This is a genomic window from Streptomyces sp. CA-142005 (assembly GCF_050942335.1).
Taxonomy (GTDB): domain Bacteria; phylum Actinomycetota; class Actinomycetes; order Streptomycetales; family Streptomycetaceae; genus Streptomyces.
On the sequence record NZ_CP192078.1, the window covers coordinates 7,438,341 to 7,455,985 of the forward strand.

At 73.1% G+C, this 17,645-nt stretch carries 13 protein-coding genes and 1 pseudogene; 7 read left to right on the plus strand and 7 right to left on the minus strand.

What is annotated here, in order from left to right:
• Positions 1-102 precede the first annotated feature (102 nt).
• Positions 103-1,848, minus strand: coding sequence for a malto-oligosyltrehalose trehalohydrolase (gene treZ, locus ACQPXS_RS34600; RefSeq protein WP_433453338.1), 1,746 nt, complete (start codon positions 1,846-1,848; stop codon positions 103-105).
• Positions 1,849-2,071: 223 nt separating this feature from the next.
• On the opposite strand from treZ, the gene ACQPXS_RS34605 reads away from it, so the two are divergent.
• Together ACQPXS_RS34605 and ACQPXS_RS34610 are read left to right on the plus strand one after the other, a co-directional pair.
• Complete coding sequence (locus tag ACQPXS_RS34605; RefSeq protein WP_433453339.1) at positions 2,072-2,623, plus strand: FHA domain-containing protein; 552 nt, start codon at positions 2,072-2,074, stop codon at positions 2,621-2,623.
• 110 nt (positions 2,624-2,733) lie between these two features.
• The gene (locus ACQPXS_RS34610) at positions 2,734-3,147 is read left to right on the plus strand and encodes an SSI family serine proteinase inhibitor (RefSeq protein WP_433453341.1); all 414 of its coding nucleotides are present in this window, start codon (positions 2,734-2,736) and stop codon (positions 3,145-3,147) included.
• A gap of 55 nt (positions 3,148-3,202) precedes the next feature.
• Here ACQPXS_RS34610 and ACQPXS_RS34615 read toward each other — a convergent pair.
• The 3 genes and pseudogenes from ACQPXS_RS34615 to lpdA form a co-directional block, all read right to left on the minus strand.
• A pseudogene (locus ACQPXS_RS34615) lies at positions 3,203-3,451 on the minus strand (M14 family zinc carboxypeptidase); the annotation flags it as partial.
• A gap of 21 nt (positions 3,452-3,472) precedes the next feature.
• Complete coding sequence (locus ACQPXS_RS34620) at positions 3,473-4,723, minus strand: M14 family zinc carboxypeptidase (RefSeq protein WP_433453343.1); 1,251 nt, start codon at positions 4,721-4,723, stop codon at positions 3,473-3,475.
• A 137-nt stretch (positions 4,724-4,860) separates the two neighbouring features.
• On the minus strand, positions 4,861-6,351 hold the full coding sequence (gene lpdA, locus ACQPXS_RS34625; RefSeq protein WP_433453345.1) for a dihydrolipoyl dehydrogenase: 1,491 nt from the start codon (positions 6,349-6,351) through the stop codon (positions 4,861-4,863).
• Positions 6,352-6,459: 108 nt separating this feature from the next.
• Here lpdA and ACQPXS_RS34630 point away from each other — a divergent pair, with 108 nt between their 5' ends.
• Complete coding sequence (locus ACQPXS_RS34630) at positions 6,460-7,401, plus strand: LysR family transcriptional regulator (protein WP_433453346.1); 942 nt, start codon at positions 6,460-6,462, stop codon at positions 7,399-7,401.
• 6 nt (positions 7,402-7,407) lie between these two features.
• On the opposite strand, the gene treY is transcribed toward ACQPXS_RS34630, so the two are convergent.
• Positions 7,408-9,783 carry a malto-oligosyltrehalose synthase gene (treY, locus tag ACQPXS_RS34635; RefSeq protein WP_433453347.1) on the minus strand — a complete coding sequence of 792 codons (2,376 nt, stop codon included), beginning with the start codon at positions 9,781-9,783 and terminating at the stop codon, positions 7,408-7,410.
• A 183-nt stretch (positions 9,784-9,966) separates the two neighbouring features.
• Positions 9,967-12,078, minus strand: a complete 2,112-nt coding sequence (glgX, locus tag ACQPXS_RS34640; protein WP_433453349.1) for a glycogen debranching protein GlgX — start codon at positions 12,076-12,078, stop codon at positions 9,967-9,969.
• 196 nt (positions 12,079-12,274) lie between these two features.
• On the opposite strand from glgX, the gene ACQPXS_RS34645 reads away from it, so the two are divergent.
• The 4 genes from ACQPXS_RS34645 (at position 12,275) to ACQPXS_RS34660 (ending at position 16,632) form a co-directional block, all read left to right on the plus strand.
• Positions 12,275-13,075 (plus strand): Tat pathway signal sequence domain protein, encoded by an 801-nt coding sequence (locus ACQPXS_RS34645; RefSeq protein WP_433453350.1) that lies wholly within the window; start codon positions 12,275-12,277, stop codon positions 13,073-13,075.
• A gap of 48 nt (positions 13,076-13,123) precedes the next feature.
• Entirely contained in the window at positions 13,124-14,452 is a 1,329-nt protein-coding gene (locus tag ACQPXS_RS34650) for a copper amine oxidase (RefSeq protein ID WP_433453352.1), read from the plus strand.
• Between the two features lie 116 nt (positions 14,453-14,568).
• On the plus strand, positions 14,569-15,807 hold the full coding sequence (locus tag ACQPXS_RS34655; RefSeq protein WP_365329132.1) for an SAV2148 family HEPN domain-containing protein: 1,239 nt from the start codon (positions 14,569-14,571) through the stop codon (positions 15,805-15,807).
• 102 nt (positions 15,808-15,909) lie between these two features.
• Positions 15,910-16,632, plus strand: coding sequence for a 3'-5' exonuclease (locus ACQPXS_RS34660; RefSeq protein ID WP_433453354.1), 723 nt, complete (start codon positions 15,910-15,912; stop codon positions 16,630-16,632).
• Between the two features lie 34 nt (positions 16,633-16,666).
• On the opposite strand, the gene ACQPXS_RS34665 is transcribed toward ACQPXS_RS34660, so the two are convergent.
• Positions 16,667-17,530 (minus strand): phosphotransferase enzyme family protein, encoded by an 864-nt coding sequence (locus ACQPXS_RS34665; RefSeq protein ID WP_433453355.1) that lies wholly within the window; start codon positions 17,528-17,530, stop codon positions 16,667-16,669.
• Between the last annotated feature and the right edge of the window lie 115 nt (positions 17,531-17,645).

A 17,645-nucleotide genomic window follows, 5' to 3' on the forward strand; every position in this document is an offset into this window, starting at 1 on the left:
CACCGGCTCCGGCCCGCGGCGCGCGCCTGCCGGGGGTGCCCCCACGCGGCAGGCGCGGAGCGGACACGGCCCCGCGCCCCTGCGGGGCACGGTCGGCTCCGCTCAGGGCTGGGCCAGCACCACGCACGACTCCGCGGGCACCTGGAGCAGCCCGTCCGCTCCCGGAAGCTCCACCGGCTCCCAGGCCGCCAGGACCGTCGCGGGGCGGGTGCCCAGCGGGATCGCCGCCGGTTCCTTGCCGAGGTTCACCGCCACCCGTACGTCACCGCGCCGGAAGGCCAGCCAGCGGGCGTCCTCGTCGTACGCCACCTTGGTGTCGGCCAGGTCGGGGTCGGTGAGGTCCGGCTGCTCGTGCCGCAGGGCGATCAGCCGGCGGTACCAGGCGAGCACGCTCGCGTGGGGCTCGCGTTCCGGTTCCGACCAGTCCAGGCAGGACCGCTCGCGGGTCGCCGGGTCCTGCGGGTCCGGTACGTCCTCCTCGGCCCAGCCGTGCGCCGCGAACTCCCGCCGCCGGCCCCTCCGTACCGCCTCGGCCAGCTCCGGATCGGTGTGGTCGGTGAAGAACTGCCAGGGCGTGCCCGCCGCCCACTCCTCGCCCATGAACAGCATCGGCGTGAAGGGCGAGGTCAGCGTCAGCGTCGCCGCGCAGGCCAGCAGCCCGGGGGACAGGCGGGCCGCGAGCCGGTCGCCCTGGGCGCGGTTGCCGACCTGGTCGTGGGTCTGGCCGTAGCCGAGCAGCCGGTGCCCGGCCACCCGCGCGCGGTCCAGCGGCCGGCCGTGGTGCCGCCCGCGGAAGCTGGAGTACGTGCCGTCGTGGAAGTAGCCCGCGGTGAGCGTCTTGGCGAGCGCGGCGAACGGGGCGCGCGCGAAGTCCGCGTAGTAGCCCTGCGACTCACCGGTCAGCGCGGTGTGCAGGGCGTGGTGGAAGTCGTCGTTCCACTGCGCGTGCAGCCCGAGGCCGTGCTCCGCGCGCGCGGTGATGAGCCGCGGGTCGTTCAGGTCCGACTCGGCGATCAGGAACAGCGGCCGGCCCAGCTCCTCGGCGAGGGCGTCCACGGCCGCCGACAGCTCCTCCAGGAAGTGGCACGCGCGCGTGTCGTACAGCGTGTGCACCGCGTCCAGCCGCAGCCCGTCGATCCGGTAGTCCCGCAGCCACGCCAGCGCGCTGCCGACGAAGAACGCGCGCACCTCGTCCGAGCCGGGCCCGTCCAGGTTCACCGCCGAGCCCCACGGCGTGTGGTGGGCCTCGGTGAAGTACGGCCCGAAGAGCGGCAGATAGTTCCCGGACGGGCCCAAGTGGTTGTGGACGACGTCCAGGACGACACCCAGGCCGAGCTCGTGCGCCCGGTCCACGAACCGTTTCAGCGCCTCCGGGCCGCCGTACGGCTCGTGCACCGCCCACGGCGACACCCCCTCGTAGCCCCAGCCGTGCCGACCCGGGAACGGACACACCGGCAGCAACTCCACATGGGTGACACCCAGTTCCACCAGGTGCTCCAGCCGGGCCGCCGCCGCGTCCAGGGTGCCCTCCCGGGTGTACGTGCCCACGTGCATCTCGTAGAGCACCGCACCGGGCAGTCCACGCCCCGCCCACTCGGCACGCCATGCGTGGCGTCCGTGGTCCACGACCGCGCTCAGCCCGTCCGGCCCGTCCGGCTGGCGGCGCGAGCGCGGGTCCGGCCGTACGGGGCCGTCGTCCAGCGCGAAGCCGTACCGGGCGCCGTCCCCGGCCTCCGCCTCCCCCGTCCACCAGCCCGCACGCTCCGGATCGCGCGCCAACGCGCGCGTGCCGCCCTCGCAATGGAGCGTCACTCGGTCTGCCTGCGGTGCCCACACCTCGAACTGCACGGACGGTTCCCCTTCGTCTGTGACGGCTTGCGTCTGTGATGGCTTGCGCCTGTGATGTCTCGCCTGCTCACCGTGATGTCCCGCGCCCCCATCGTGCCCGCCGGGACGATCAATCCGCTTTCGAATCCGTCCTTTCCCGGTGGGTGTCGTGGAAGTACCCGCAGATCGGCGTCGATTCCCCGTTTTCTGGACACCCGGGGTTCACTGCCCGACAATCACCAGCGTGACGTCGTCCTTCGAGTTCTCCACGTACCCCGCGCGGCTGTCCGACGCGGAGCGCGACAAGGCGCTGCAGGTGCTGCGTGACGGCGTCGCCATGGGCCGGCTCTCGCACGACACGTTCGTGCGCCGCATGGAGCTGGCGCTGGCCGCCCGCCGCGCCGACGAACTGGCCGCCCTCGTCGCCGACCTGCCCCGGGAGAACCGCTTCTCCCGCGCGGTCCTCGGCACCGTCGAGGCGGTCTCCGGGTTCACCGTACGGCTGCGCCGGGCCTGGCAGGCCGAGCGGCTGCCCAAGCTGCTGCTGCCGCGTCCGGAGCACACCCATCCGCTGCGCATCGGGCGCGACCCGGCCAACGGGCTGCGCCTGAACCACGAGACGGTCTCCCGCGTGCACGCCGAGCTACGCCGGCAGGGCGGCATGTGGGTCCTCAGGGACCTCGGCTCCACCAACGGCACCACCGTCAACGGCCGCCGGGTGATCGGCTCGGTCGTCGTCAGCGAGGGCGACCAGGTCGCCTTCGGCAGGGTGGTCTTCCGGCTCGCCACGAGCTGAGCGGCCACGGCCGCTCCCGTTCGAACGGATGCTCCCGGCACGCGCGCGTGCCGTCCCGATCGGGTGAGCCGGGCTGTGGTCCGCGGGCCGGCGTGCCGATGGAAGGGGGCATGACGTACCTCACCAGAGCGACAGCGGCGGGCGGCGCCCTGCTGGCGGCCGCGGGGCTCCTCGCCGCGGGCCCGGCCCACGCGGCGTCCCGCGACCTCCTCCCCGGCAACTGGCTCTACCTCACCGTCACCAAGGGTGATCCGGCCTCGGGCGACGCGCGGGGCACCCTGCTGCTGTGCGATCCGCCCGTGGGCCACCCGCACGCGGCCGAGGCCTGCGCCGAACTCGCCGCCAGCGACGGCGACATCGGCCGTATCCCGCCCAAGGACGTCTTCTGCCCGATGATCTACGCCCCGGTGACCGCCCACGCGAGCGGCCGGTGGAACGGCCGGCCGGTCGACTTCCAGGAGACCTACGCCAACACGTGCGCCATGAACGCGCGGACCGGCGCGGTGTTCGCCCTGGACGACTGACCACCGGCCGGGCGGCCGCAGGCGTCGAGGGGGCGGCGCGTGGGCCCGGTGTGGCTCACACCGCCTGCTCGCGGGCCTGCTGCGCTGCCACCAGCACCGTGCGGGACTGGTGCTCCACCTGGTGCTCCATCGGCACCCAGCGGGCCCGGAAGCGTGTGGCGAAGGCATCGCACCAGTCGGTGACGAGCTGTTCCAGTCGCGGTGCCGCCTGGTCGTCGGTCTCGCGCAGCACCCGCAGCAGCATCGCTGCCGCGCGCAGCGGCAGCCGCCGCCCGAAGGCGTCCACACTGCCGACGTACGCCCCGGCGCGCGGGCCCGGTGTGGCTCACACCGCCTGCTCGCGGGCCTGCTGCGCTGCCACCAGCACCGTGCGGGACTGGTGTTCCACCTGGTGCTCCATCGGCACCCAGCGGGCCCGGAAGCGTGTGGCGAAGGCATCGCACCAGTCGGTGACGAGCTGTTCCAGTCGCGGTGCCGCCTGGTCGTCGGTCTCGCGCAGCACCCGCAGCAGCATCGCTGCCGCGCGCAGGGGCAGCCGCCGCCCGAAGGCGTCCACACTGCCGACGTACGCCATCGTCGTACCCGCGGGCGGCGTGTGGATCCAGTCCTCGGCCAGGCCCGGGATCAGCTCCAGCGCCCAGCGTGCCGCCCGCAGCAGCGGACCGTCTTCGCCGTCGAGCCGGGGCAGCGCCTCGGCGAGGATCCGCTCCACCTCCAGCGAGTCCCGCAGCAGCCGCTGGGCCAGGCGCCGCATCGCCGCCGCCGGTGCCGGGTGCGGTGCCGGATCGTCCACCAGGTCGCTCGCCCACATCGGCACCTCCACCACGGCCGTCAGACCGCCGTAGCGGTGCGCGTGGTACCAGGTGCTGTGCCGGGCGTCGTCCGGCATGCTCGGGTAGGCGACGCCCGTCTCCGGGCCGGGCATGACATGCACGCCGGGGCCGGAGGCCGGCCAGCCGGCGGCGTCCGAGGCGCCCGTCTCCACCGGGATGTGCAGCTGCGCCGCGGACTTGGCGAACGGCTCCGCGAGCCCCGGCACGTCCTTGGTCAACTGCACCCAGCTGCCGCCCAGATCGGTGCCGTGCAGGGTCACCTGGAGGTAGGGCCGCAGCTCGTCGATCACCCCGGTCAGCGCCCGGGTCTCGGGCGGCAGCCGGTCCGGCGGCAGCACGGAGGGCGACCACTCCGGCTGCTCGGCGCCTGTCGGCCGGTAGAAGCCGAGGTGGTAGTCGAGCAGGCTGCGCGGGGCCGGCGTCACATGCAGGCTCGCGCCGTCGGGATCCGCGCACAGCAGGAAGTGCCAGGACGTGTCGTCCCGCAACTCGCGCTCGGCCAGTACGCGTTCGGCCAGCACCCGCAGGGTGGAACCCCCGGTCGGCTCGTTGGCGTGGGCGCCGGCGACCACCAGCACCGCCCGCCGGGCGTGCCCCACCGACAGCAGGTGCAGGGGTCTTCCCGCGCGCGAGACGCCCACCCGCCTGAGCGAGCACAGCCCGGGTTCCTGAGCGGCCAGCGCCTTCGCGGTGGCGACCAGTTCGGGAACGCTGGGGTAGCGCAGCTCCGGCAGGAGACTCACCCCCGACTTGTTCCGCCCGGCTTCGCCCTCCAAGTCCCGCACGCGAAGGGTGAACTGTCAAGCATTCGGCGAGGGAGGCTGCGGGGGCGCCCGGACGGAATCGCGGGGGTGCGGCGGGCGCGGTGCGTGCCCTGGGCTCACTGCTGGTGCAGGCAGCGTCCCGCGAGCGTCAGGAACACCTCACCCACCGCCTCCGACAGCGTCGGGTGCGGGTGCACGTGCCGGGCCACGTCCGAGGGCTCGGCGTCCCAGCCGACGATCAGCTGGCTCTCGGCGATCATCTCCGACACGTTCGGGCCGACCAGGTGCACGCCGAGCACCTGCCCGCCACCGGCCTCGGCGACGACCTTCACCACGCCGCCTTGGCCGTGCACCATGCCCTTGGCAACGGCGGTGAGCGGCATCGTGTTCACCTCGACCTCGCGCCTACGCGCGCGTGCCTCCGTCTCGCTCAGTCCCACCGAGGCGGTCTGCGGCGCGGAGTACGTCACCCGGGGCACGGCCGCGTAGTCCACCGGCGCCGACGGCAGCCCGGCCAGTGTCTCGGCGACCAGCAGGCCCTCGGCGAACGAGGCGTGGGCGAGGCCCGGCGAGGGCGGCGGCAGCAGGTCCCCGACGACATGGATGCCCCGTACGGCCGTCTCCAGCCGGTTCCAGTCCGCCGGTACGACGAACCCACGCTCGTCCGTCGTCAGGCCGGCCGCCGCCAGGTCCAGGCCCGCGGTGACCGGCGCCCGGCCGACGGCCACCAGCAGCCGCTGCGCCTCCACCGTGCGCGTCTCACCCCGCGCGGTGCGCACACGCGCGCGTACACCGTCGTCCAGCACCTTTGCGTCCAGCAGCCGTGCGCCCGCCCGCACATCGATCCCGCGCTTGCGCAGCCCGCGCGTCAGATGCCGGCTCACATCGGGGTCCTCCAGCGGAACGATCCGGTCCGCGGCCTCGACCAGGGTGACCTCCGCGCCCATGGATCGGTGGAAGGAGGCGTACTCCACGCCGATCGCGCCCCCGCCCAGCACCAGGACGGACGCCGGCAGCCCCGGCGCGAACAGGGCGTCGTCGCTGGTCACCACGTGCCGCCCGTCCGGTTCGAGACCCGGGAGCGTGCGCGGGCGTGAGCCGGTCGCGAGCACGATGCCCCGGCGCGCGGTGAAGTCGTGCACGCTGGGCGCGGAGCCGCTGCGCGCGCCCGGCGCGGAATCCGCCCGCCTGCCCTTCGCGCCCTCCACCCGCACCGTACGCGCCCCCGTCAGCCGTGCGCTGCCCCGCACCACCTGCACGCCGGCATGCGCCAGATGCGCCTCGACCCCCTTGTGGTTGCGCGCCACGATGTCGTCCCGCGTGGCCACCAGCGCGGCCCAGTCGACCGAGTCCAGCGAGGCCTTCACACCCCACCGCTCGCGTGCCTCGGCAATGCCGTCGACCAGCTCGGCGGCGTGCAGCATCGCCTTGCTCGGGATGCAGCCCCGGTGCAGACAGGTCCCGCCGACCTTGTCGCGTTCGACGAGGACGACGTCCAGCCCGAGGCCGGCGGCGCGCAGGGCGGTGCTGTAACCGCCCGTGCCCCCGCCGATGACGATGACGTCCACTGTGTCCGTGACCTGCGTGGTCGTGCCCCGTGTGCTCATGGTCCCAGCCTCCGCCCACCCCTTGCCATGAGTCCAAGGCAATGTTCTTGTGGGAGCCATGCAGGATGCTTATGAGTCGATGCCTGCGACTCGTAGGGAGGCGCGGAGTTGAGTCTGCGGCAGATGGAGTACTTCGTCACGGTCGTCCACGAGGCGTCCTTCACCCGCGCGGCGGACGCCCTGCACGTCACGCAGCCCGCGCTCTCGCACCAGATCAAGGCCCTGGAGAAGTCGGTCGGCGGCGCCCTGCTGGAGCGCATGGCCCGCGGCGTGCGCCTCACCCCGATGGGGCGGGCCTTCCTGCCGCACGCCGAACTCGCCGTCCGCAGCGCCGCGCAGGCCCGCCGCGCCGCCCGCGCCACCGCCGGCGCCGAGGGCGGCGAACTGCACGTCGCCACCCTGCACTCCCTCGCCGTGGGCGTCCTGCCCGATGTCTTCGCCCGCTGGCGCGAGACCCGTCCCCGCGTCCTGCTGCGGCTGCACGAGTACGCCACGGCCGAGGCACTGGAGGAGGCCGTCCAGCGCGGCACCGCCGACCTCGCCTTCGGCCCGGAGCCCGCCGACCCGCCGGGCACCGTCGTGCCGGTCGGGGAGGAGGAGCTCGTCCTGGTGGTCCCGTTCGACGACCGGCTCGCGGGCCGTACGACGGTGACGCTGCCCGAGCTCGCCGACCGCGCCTGGGTCCGCTGTGCGCTCGAACCCGTCGTGCACGGCGAGCGCTTCCTCGACTGGGCGTGCGGGCGGGCCGGGTTCGCACCCCGGACCGCCGTGTGGACCGAGCACACCTCGACCGCGGTGCGGATGGCCGCGGCCGGTGTCGGGGTGTGCGTCGCGCCCGCCCACATCGTGCGCGGGGCCGTCGGTGAGGACTGCACGGTCCTCAGCCCCGACCCGGCCTGGAAACGCCCCCTGGCCGTCTACGCGCGCGTGGTGCCCACCGGAGCCGCCGAGGCCTTCGTGGACCTCCTGCGCACCACCTGGCGCGCTCTCGGAGACCGGCCGGAACAGCCGTACGAGGACTGCCGACTACCCGCGGCGCCCGTCCACTGAGCCGCCTCAGCCCTCCCCGGCCCGCTCCAGCAACACCACCGGCAGCCGGTCGAACAGGTCCGCCACGCGCGCTTCGCCGGTGAACTCCCGCTCCGGGGCGAGCACGTCCGCCCACCGGCCGGGCGGCAGCGCCAGCCGGGTCTCCCGCCAGCCGCCCGCCTCCGCGAGCCGCAGCGACAGCCGGGTCACCGCCGTCACCACCTCACCGGAGCGCGCGAACGCCACACAGTGCCCGGCCGCCGGGCCCTCGGCGGTCAGCGGTTCGTACGACGCGGCCGCGCCGAACGCGCCGGGACGGCGGGCCCGCAGCCGCAGCGCCGCCGCCGTCACTGCGTCCTTCTCGCCGGGCACCTGGGGCGGGAAGGCCACCGGACGCCGGTTGTCCGGGTCCACCAGCGACCGGCACTCGCCCTCCGTGCCCTGGTACACGTCCGGCACCCCGGGCATCGTCAGATGGACCAGGGCGGTGCCGAGCACGTTGGCCCGGATGTGCGGCTCCAGTGCCTTGCGGAAGGCCGCCACACGCTCACCGGGCGGCCCGCACGGCCCTGCGGCGACGAACGCGGCCACCGCCTCCTCGTACGGCGGCTCCTGCTCCGTCCAGCTGGTGTACATGCCCGCCTCGCGCACATGCTTCAGCAGCGCCCGCTGCACCCGCTCCTCCTCGGCCGGCCCCAGCCCGAACACCGTCTGCCAGGCCGCCCAGGCCAGCTGGCCGTCCGGCACGCCGACACCCTCCTCGGGCCGGTTCACCTCGGCCAGCAGCTCCGCCCACCGGCCGGGGCACTCGGTGAGCACGGCCAGCGCGGCGCGCATGTCGGCGCTGCGCTTGGTGTCGTGCGTGGAGACCACCGTGCCGGTGACCGGCCAGTCGCGCTGCACGCGCGCGCAGTACGCGTGGAAGTCCTCCGGGGACACCCCCGGCCGGCCCGGGTCGCCGCCCACCTCGGTCGCCGACAGCAGCGGCACATAGCGGTAGAACGCCGTGTCCTCCACCGACTTGGCGCGCAGCGCCGACGCGGTCTGCGCGAACCGGGTGCGGAACTCCACCCGGTCGGCGTGGTCCGGCGCGGAGGCGTCACCGGGCGGCTCGACCAGCAGCCGGCGCACGATGCCGACGGCCTCCGCCTCCTCGGGCACCACGAAGGCGAGCCGGGCCTCCTCGGCGGCCTCCTCGGTGACCACGGCGGCCGCGTCACCGGAGGAGTACGGCCGGTACACCCGCATCCGCACCAGCAGCTCCTCCACGGCCGTGCGCAGCGCCCAGGGAGCACGGTCGCGCAGGCCGAGGTCCGGCGAGGACGCGCACAGCCGGGTGGCCACCCGGGTGAGCCGGTCCGTCTCGGCGGCCAGCTCGTGCGTGAGCACCTTGTAGGCGGCCCGCCGTGCCGTCGCGTCCCAGTTGCCGCCCCGGTCCGTCTGCGGCGCCGCGAACGCCCGGTAGCGGCCCAGCAGTTCGTACGCCCCCGTCTGGTCGGTGAACAGGCCGTCCACCTGGCGGAGGGCGTCGTAGCCGGTGGTGCCCGCGACGGGCCAGGACGCCGGCAGGCGTTCGCCGTCGGCGAGGATCTTCTCCACCACCGTCCAGCGCCCGCCGGTCGCCTCGTGCAGCCGCGCGAGGTAGCCGTCGGGGTCGGCGAGCCCGTCCGGGTGGTCGACGCGCAGCCCGTCGATGACGCCCTCGCGCAGCAGCTGGAGGATCTTGGCGTGGGTGGCGTCGAACACCTCCGGATCCTCCACGCGCAGCCCGATCAGCTCCGAGATGCTGAAGAACCGCCGGTAGTTCAGCTCGGTGCGGGCCAGCCGCCACCACACCGGGCGGTACCACTGGGCGTCCAGCAGCTCCGGAAGCGGCAGGTCGTGGGTGCCCTCGCGGAGCGGGAAGGCGTGCTCGTGGTAGCGCAGCACGTCGCCGTCGGCCACGAGATGCTCCAGCTGCGAGCCGACCGGACCGCCCAGCACCGGCAGCAGCACGCGTCCGCCCTGCGCCTCCCAGTCGATGTCGAACCAGCGGGCGTACGGCGAGTCGGGCCCCTCGCGCAGCACCTCCCACAGGGCGTGGTTGTGCCGGGGGGCCATCGCCATGTGGTTCGGCACGATGTCGGCCACCAGGCCCAGACCGTGCTCCCGCGCGGTCCGCGCCAGCGACCTGAGGCCCTCCTCGCCGCCCAGTTCCTCGCGTACGCGCGCGTGGTCCACCACGTCGTAGCCGTGCGGGGAGCCGGGCACGGCCTCCAGGACGGGGGACAGGTGCAGATGCGAGACGCCGAGCGACGCCAGGTACGGTACGGCCGCCGCGGCGGCGGCGAACGGGAACGCGGGCTGGAGCTGCAGCCGGTAGGTGGCCGTGGGCACCTCCGGTCCGGGTCGCGCAGAAGTCATGGAAACCTACGTACCCAGCCCGCCGCCTTTCGTGTCATCGGTCCCCGCACGGACCCCACGCACGCGTGCCCGGCTTCGAGCGAAGGGGACGACGGCAGACCCATCCGGCCTACGCGACGGCGGCGGCGCCGGCGACCGTCCGCGGCACCGCCTGTGCCCTGCCGCCACGAGCTCCCGCCCGGCCTACGTGGGCCGTTGCAGCACGGTCAGGCTTCGGTCGGGCAGGGTGAGGCGGTCGCCCGCCTCGATCTTCGGCCCGGTTCCCGGTGGCACCCCGTCCGGACGGGCCGTGTCGACGACCACCTGCCACTGCCGGCCGTGGTTGACCGGCACCTGGAAGTCCAGCGGCTCCGGGGAGGCGTTGAACATCAGCAGGAAAGAGTCGTCGGTGATGCGCTCCCCGCGCGGGCCCGGCTCGGAGATCGCGTTGCCGTTCAGGAACACCGTCAGCGCGGAGGCCCGTGCCGAGTCCCAGTCCCGCTGCGTCATCTCGGCACCCTCGGGGGTGAACCAGGCGATGTCGGACAGATCGTCGTGGGTGCCCTCCACCGGACGGCCGTGGAAGAAGCGGCGCCGCCGGAAGGCCGGGTGGTCACGGCGCAGCCACACCATCGCGCGGGTGAACTCCAGCAGGTCGCCCTCCGCGGGCTCCGGCCAGTGCACCCACGACAGCTCGCTGTCCTGGCAGTACGCGTTGTTGTTGCCGTTCTGGGTGCGGGCGAACTCGTCGCCGTGGCTGATCATCGGCACGCCCTGGGACAGCATCAGCGTGGCGATGAAGTTCCGCATCTGCCGGGTGCGCAGCGCGAGCACGTCCGGGTCGTCGGTCTCGCCCTCCGCGCCGCAGTTCCAGGACCGGTTGTGGCTCTCGCCGTCCCGGTTGTCCTCGCCGTTGGCCGCGTTGTGCTTCTCGTTGTACGAGACGAGGTCGTGCAGCGTGAAGCCGTCGTGGCAGGTCACGAAGTTGATCGAGGCCAGCGGGCGGCGGCCGTCGTCCTGGTAGAGGTCCGAGGAGCCGGTCAGCCGGGAGGCGAACTCCGCGAGCGCCCGGGGCTCGCCGCGCCACAGGTCCCGTACCGTGTCCCGGTACTTGCCGTTCCACTCGGTCCACAGCGGCGGGAAGTTGCCCACCTGATAGCCGCCCTCGCCCACGTCCCAGGGCTCGGCGATCAGCTTCACCTGGGAGACCACCGGGTCCTGCTGCACCAGGTCGAAGAACGAGGACAGCCGGTCCACCTCGTGGAACTGCCGGGCAAGCGTCGCCGCGAGGTCGAAGCGGAACCCGTCGACGTGCATCTCGGTGACCCAGTACCGCAGCGAGTCCATGATCAGCTGGAGCACGTGCGGGGACCGCATGAGCAGGGAGTTCCCGGTGCCCGTGGTGTCCATGTAGTAGCGCGGGTCGTCGGTGAGGCGGTAGTACTGCCGGTTGTCGATGCCCTTGAAGGACAGCGTCGGGCCCAGATGGTTGCCCTCGGCCGTGTGGTTGTAGACGACGTCCAGGATGACCTCGATCCCGGCCTCGTGCAGCGCCCGGACCGCCGACTTGAACTCGAGCACCTGCTGCCCGCGGTCGCCCCAGGAGGCGTACGCGTTGTGCGGGGCGAAGAAGCCGATGGTGTTGTAGCCCCAGTAGTTGCTCAGGCCCATGTCGACGAGCCGGTGGTCGTGCACGAACTGGTGGACCGGCATCAGCTCCAGGGCCGTCACCCCGAGCTTGGTCAGGTGTTCGATCAGTGCCGGATGTGCGAGCGCCGCGTAGGTGCCGCGCAGTTCCTCCGGCAGCCCCGGGTGACGCATGGTCAGCCCCTTGACGTGCGCCTCGTAGATCACCGTGTGGTGGTACTCGGTGCGCGGCGGCCGGTCGTCGCCCCAGTCGAAGTACGGGTTGATCACCACCGAGGCCATGGTGTGCGGGGCCGAGTCCAGGTCGTTGCGGCTGTCCGGAGCGCCGAAGTGGTAGCCGTACACCTCCTCGCCCCACCGGACCGTGCCGCTGACCGCCTTCGCGTACGGGTCGAGCAGCAGCTTCGCGGAGTTGCAGCGCAGTCCGCGCCCGGGGTCGTACGGGCCGTGCACCCGGAACCCGTACCGCTGTCCCGGCATCACGCCCGGCACGTACGCGTGCCGCACGAAAGCGTCGCTCTCGCGGAGTTCCACCGCCGTCTCCGAGCCGTCGTCGTGCAGCAGACACAGCTCTACTCGGTCCGCGGCCTCCGTGAAGACCGCGAAGTTGGTTCCGGCGCCGTCATAGGTGGCGCCGAGCGGATACGCCTCTCCAGGCCAGACCTGCATGGCTACGACTCTCCCAGGTGTGCCGCCGCCCCGGGGCCGCGTTGGCCCCCGAGTCGCGCCGAATTGACGGAACCTCCCGTGTCCTGCCTCCCTCTTACCCACCGACCAGCGCACACGCCGGTTCTCGTACCCGCCGTGTGCCGAACCAGTGGGGCAACACGTACTCCCGGACGACCATGGGGAGCAGGGGGACAATGTGCGTGAGACAGTGCACCGCCATCTGGGCACGTTAGTGGCAGCAGTGGCCCTCGCGACGGTGGGGACCGCCGCGATGGTCGCGATCACCCTGCCGGGCACGGCGGGGGCGGACACCTCGGCGGGAGCGCGCGGCGGTACGGGGGCCGGGCAGGGCCCGGACGCGGTCCGGCCCGGTGTCGTCGAACAGGCGCCAGCCGAGGGCGGCAAGGGCACCGGCCGGGATCCGCTCACCGACGACGAGATCCGGCGGGCCGAGAAGATCGCCCTGAACCGGCGGCCGCCGACCGCGGGCGAGAACGTCGACGGCGGCCGCGGACCGCAGCGGCTGAGCGCCGACCTCGCCGAACCCGGGCCCGGCGAGGCGGACGACCCGGCCGCGCCGCGGCGGGCCGACATCACCTTCTACGACTACAAGGACGACACCCTCGTCACCGCAACCGTCGACCTGGACACCGGCAAGGTCGAGCGGACCGGCACCCAGCGCGGTGTCCAGCCGCCGCCCATCCGGGCCGAGAACGCCGAGGCCGCACGGCTCCTGATCACCTCCCCGCTCGGCGCGGGCCTGAAGGCCGACTACAAGGACGCCACCGGCAAGGAGCTCACCTCTCCGGACCAGCTGCTGCTGAGCGGCGGCATCTACCGGGCCGCTCCGGGGGCCCAGCCGGCGGTCCTCGACCAGTGCGGCGTGCACCGGTGCGTCCGGCTGTTCACCAAGGTCAGGAACGGGCCCTGGATCGACACCCGGTCCCTGGTGATCGACCTGAGCGCCCGCAGGGCCGCCGCCCTGGACCGCGGCTGACCGAACGTTTCCGCAGACCTGTACCTCCTGAAAGGGAGCCATTTCGTCATGCCCGAGTACGGAATCCGCCGTGCCCGCAGGGCAGCGGCCGCCGGTCTGACCGTGGCCGCGCTGGCCGCCGGCGCGACGACCGCCGCCGGACCGGCCGCCGCCCGCCCGTCGGTGGCCGCCACCGCCGCGCCCGCGGCCGACTGCAGTGCCGCCTACCGCATCGAACAGAAGCTCTCCACCGGCACGACCTGGCGCATGTGCTGGCACTACGACAGCAAGGCCGACCTCGTCCTGGAGAAGATCAGCTACCAGCCCCAGGGCGAACCGAAACCGATCAAGGTCCTCAACAGCGCGAGACTCGCCCAGATCCACGTCCCCTACGACGACGGACAGCACGAGTACAGCGACCTCACGGACGAGGACTACGCCGCGTCGCTGATGAACCTCTCGCCCGCCGAGTGCCCCGGCGGCACCATCAGGACCGTCAAGGTGCCGGACGCCGTGGACCCGCAGCACCCGAACGTCCAGGGCCTGTGCACGACCACCCGTGCCCGCGGCCACGCCTACCGCATGCACGACGACCTCGGCACGGGCAAGGTCTACCAGGCGCAGGGCAAGGACTTCCTCGTCTACACCGTCAACCAGGTCGGCTGGTACGAGTACATCACCGAGTGGCGCTTCCAGGACGACGGCACGATCGCCATGAACGTCGGCGCGACCGGCAGCCTGTCCTGGGAGGACTACGACTCCGGCGACGGACGCGGCTGGCCCGTCGGCAAGGGCGCCAAGGCCTACGCCACCAGCCACAGCCACAACGTCTTCTGGCGGCTGGACTTCGGCCTCGACGGCTCGTCCAGGACGAAGGTCGAGCAGTACGACTCCGCCGTCAGCCCCCGCACCGGCCGGCAGCAGGGCCCGACCACGAAGACCACCCGCACCCCGGTCACCAGGGAGACGGCGGGCGACCTGAAGGACTACCGCTGGTGGCGGGTGGTCAGCGCGACCGGCAGGAACAGGGACGGGCACGCGCGTTCGTACGAGATCGTCCCCGGACCCACCACCAAGTACCCCGGCCGCGGCTTCACCAGGCACGACCTCTACGTCACCGAGTACAACCCGTGCGAACTGTTCGCCAGCAACAACCCGACGTGCGGCCGCGGGCACCACCCCGCATCCGTCGACCACTGGGCCGATGGACAGACCCTGACCCACCCGGTGATCTGGACGAACGTCGGTTTTCACCACATCGCGCGGGACGAGGACCAGCAACCCATGCCGGTGCACTGGCAGGGCTTCGCCATCGTCCCCCGGGACGTCACCGCTATGAATCCGCTCACTCCGCGTGACCTGGCATGGCAGAACGGCCATTGGGAACCGCGCAGTTGAGGAAAACAGTTGAGGAACCGACCTGTCCATCCGGCTGCACCGCCCACCCCTCGCGGAGTACCCTTCCTTGATCGTTGAGACGGGAAAGGCCCGGGGGATCGGAAGGCGGTGCACGGGTGGGCTCGGGAGGCCTGGAGCTGCCCCCTGGTGACGAAGGTCACGAGGGGAACTCCACAGACGTCCCGCCCGGCGCGGTGTCCCTGGCCCGCCCGATGGACCCGGGGGCCATCGGGCCGGAGCTGGACTGGGACGCCGACGCCTGGCGCGAGGTGCGCACCCGTGCCCAGCGGGCCGGCCGGGCCTACATCTGGCTGAACCTCGTCGAACAGCGGCTGCGCGCGGTCGTGGCCGCCGTACTGCGGCCCATCTACGAACCCGTGCACGGGGACGAGTGGGTGGTCGCCGCGGCCGGTCCGGCCGGGCAGGAGTGGGTGCAGCGCGCCGTCGCCGTCCGCGAGGTCAGCCGCCGCAAGGGCTACTTGCTCGACCCGGCCGACGACAACGTGCTCAGCTTCCTCACCCTCCCCCAGCTGCGCGAGCTGATGGTGCAGCACTGGCCGTGCTTCGAGCCGTACTTCGACGAGCGCCGCGACCTCGAACTCGCCCTGGACGAGCTGGAGGTGACCCGTAATGTCGTCTCCCGCAACCGGGCGCTGTCCGAGGCGGTCCTGAACCAGGCCGAGCGCGCCTCCGCCCGGCTGCTGGAGATGCTCGGCTCCGGCGGCGACGTCCCCTCGGCGCGCCGGCTGCCGGTGGACGCGGTCGAGGACCTGGTCGGCGACCGGTACGCGGACGTCGTCGCCGTCCACGCGGACCGGGTGCGGCTGATGCGCCAGTTCCCCGCCGAGGACCTCTTCGGCGGCGCCCGCCGTCTCGACGCCATCGGCATCGGCCTCAACCTGCTGGTGCAGAACTTCTCCGGCCGCCGCCTGGTCCGGCTCGCCGAGACCGGCTGCCGGGTACGGCTGCTCTTCCTCAACCCGGCCTCCAGCTCGGTCAAGCGCCGCGAGCGCGAACTCGGGATGAAGCGGGGCGAACTGAGCCGCTCCGTCGAGATGAACATCCTGCACATGCGCCGGGTCCGCTCCCGGCTGCGCGACCCGGGCGCCTTCGAGATCCAGGTCTACGACGAGACACCGCGCTTCACCGCCTACCTGGTCGACGGCGACGGCGCCGACGGCATCGCCGTGGTGCAGTCCTATCTGCGCGGGGCGCGCGGGATGGAGTCGCCGGTGCTGGTGCTGCGCAACGGCAGCAAGCTGGTCAAGTCGGACGACGTCGGTGAATCGGGCCTCTTCCCCACATACCGCGAGGAATTCGAGCTGGCGTGGGCGGATTCGCGCCCGGTGTCCTGAACTGTCCGTGACGGCAAGCGGAACGCGATCCTCTGATTGTCAGTGCCGCGTGCGATGGTGGAGGCCACTGGGGGAAAGCACCACCAAGAAGGGGGGCCGCCCATGGGCTGGCACCGGGAGCTGCTGATCGGCTTCGACCTGGAGACGACCGGGACCGATCCGCGCGAGGCGCGCATCGTCACCGGCGCGGTGATCGAGCTCAGGGCCGGTGAGCCCATGGGACGCAAGGAGTGGCTGGCCGATCCGGGCGTGGAGATCCCGGCCGACGCGGTGGCGGTGCACGGCATCAGCAACGAGCGGGCGACGGCCGAGGGCCACCCGGCCGACCGGGTGGCCGACTCCATCGCCGACGTCCTGGTCTCCTATTGGAGGACGGGCGTGCCGGTCGTCGCCTACAACGCCGCGTTCGACCTCACCCTGCTCTCCGCCGAGCTGCGCCGGCACGCCCTGCCGTCCCTCGCCGACCGCCTGGGCGCCGCCCCGGCCCCGGTCGTCGACCCCTACACCATCGACCGCTGGGTCGACCGCTACCGCCGCGGCAAGCGGAACCTGGAAGCGGTCTGCGCCGAGTACGGCATAGCCCTCGACGCGGCCCACACGGCCCCGGCCGACGCCCTCGCCGCCGCACGGCTCGCCTCCGCGATAGCCGACCGCCATCCCAAGATCGCATCCCTGAGCCCGGCCGAACTCCACCGGCGGCAGATCGAGTGGTACGCGCAGTGGGCGGCGGACTTCCAGGCGTTCCTGCGGCGCAAGGGGGACGCGGGGGCCGTGGTGGACGGGGCGTGGCCGCTGCGGGAGCTGACGGAGAGCCAGCCCGCGTAACCGGTTCCGGGCGCGCGGAAACACCGGAGCACTGTCAGAACGAGTACCAGCGGACGGTCTCGTCCCCGTCCCGCAACGACTCCACCCGCCGCCGGAATTCGTCCCGGGCCTTCGGATTGCTCGGCGCGTGCTGGGCCACCCAGGCGCAGCTGGCCGTCTCCCGGGCCCCGCGCAGCACACCGCACCCCTCCCACTCCCGCACATCCCACCCGTACGTCTCGACGAAGGAGTCGTATTCCTCGGCGGGCAGCCCGTACCGGTCACGGGAGAGGGCCATGACCACCAGGTCGTGCTCGCGCAGATCCGCGGAGAAGGTCTCCAGGTCGACCAGGAGCGGGCCCTCCGGGCCGACGTACACATTGCGGGGCAGGGCGTCGCCGTGGATCGGGCCCGGCGGCAGATGGGGCGTCAGCGCGGCCGCGGCCGCCGCGAACCCGTCCCGGCGCTCGCGGAGATACGCGGCGTCCGCCGGATCGATCGCGTCGCCCGCGAGCCGCAGCCACCGCTCTACACCGCCGAGCAGTTCGCGGGGCGGCAGGACGAAAGGAGGAGAGGGCAGTGCGTGCACGATCCGCAGCAGCTCCGCCAGATCGCGTGGCTCGGCGGGCCGTGCCGGATCCGGCAGCCGGTGCCACACCGTCACCGGGTGCCCGTCCACCAGCCGCGGCTTCGGCTCCGTCGCCCGTACCGCCGGCACGCCCGCCTCGGCCAGCCAGCCGGCGATGTCCAGCTCGCGCCGGGCCCGTTCGAGCAGCTCGGCGTCGCGGCCCACCTTCACCACCAGGTCACCGGCGGCGAACACCGCGTTCTCGCCGAGGGCCAGGAGAGCCGCGCCTCGGGCCGGACCCGGCAGCACCCCCGCCGCGGCCAGTACGTCCCGTGCCCGTGCCTCGTCCATCGTGCCTCCGTGCCGCGCCGTCGTCCCGTGCCATGAGCGGACCCGGCCGCCGCCATGCGGGTGCCGGACGCGTGCCGGTTCCGGTCGGATCTCGCCGATCAGTCTCGCATCCGCA

Bases quoted from the DNA above. Each gene is read 5' to 3' on its own strand.
- ACQPXS_RS34610 (WP_433453341.1), top strand. From the start codon at position 2,734: ATGACGTACCTCACCAGAGCGACAGCGGCGGGCGGCGCCCTGCTGGCG.
- lpdA (WP_433453345.1), bottom strand. From the start codon at position 6,351: ATGAGCACACGGGGCACGACCACGCAGGTCACGGACACAGTGGACGTC.
- treY (WP_433453347.1), bottom strand. From the start codon at position 9,783: ATGACTTCTGCGCGACCCGGACCGGAGGTGCCCACGGCCACCTACCGG.
- glgX (WP_433453349.1), bottom strand. From the start codon at position 12,078: ATGCAGGTCTGGCCTGGAGAGGCGTATCCGCTCGGCGCCACCTATGAC.
- ACQPXS_RS34650 (WP_433453352.1), top strand. From the start codon at position 13,124: ATGCCCGAGTACGGAATCCGCCGTGCCCGCAGGGCAGCGGCCGCCGGT.
- ACQPXS_RS34660 (WP_433453354.1), top strand. From the start codon at position 15,910: ATGGGCTGGCACCGGGAGCTGCTGATCGGCTTCGACCTGGAGACGACC.
- ACQPXS_RS34665 (WP_433453355.1), bottom strand. From the start codon at position 17,530: ATGGACGAGGCACGGGCACGGGACGTACTGGCCGCGGCGGGGGTGCTG.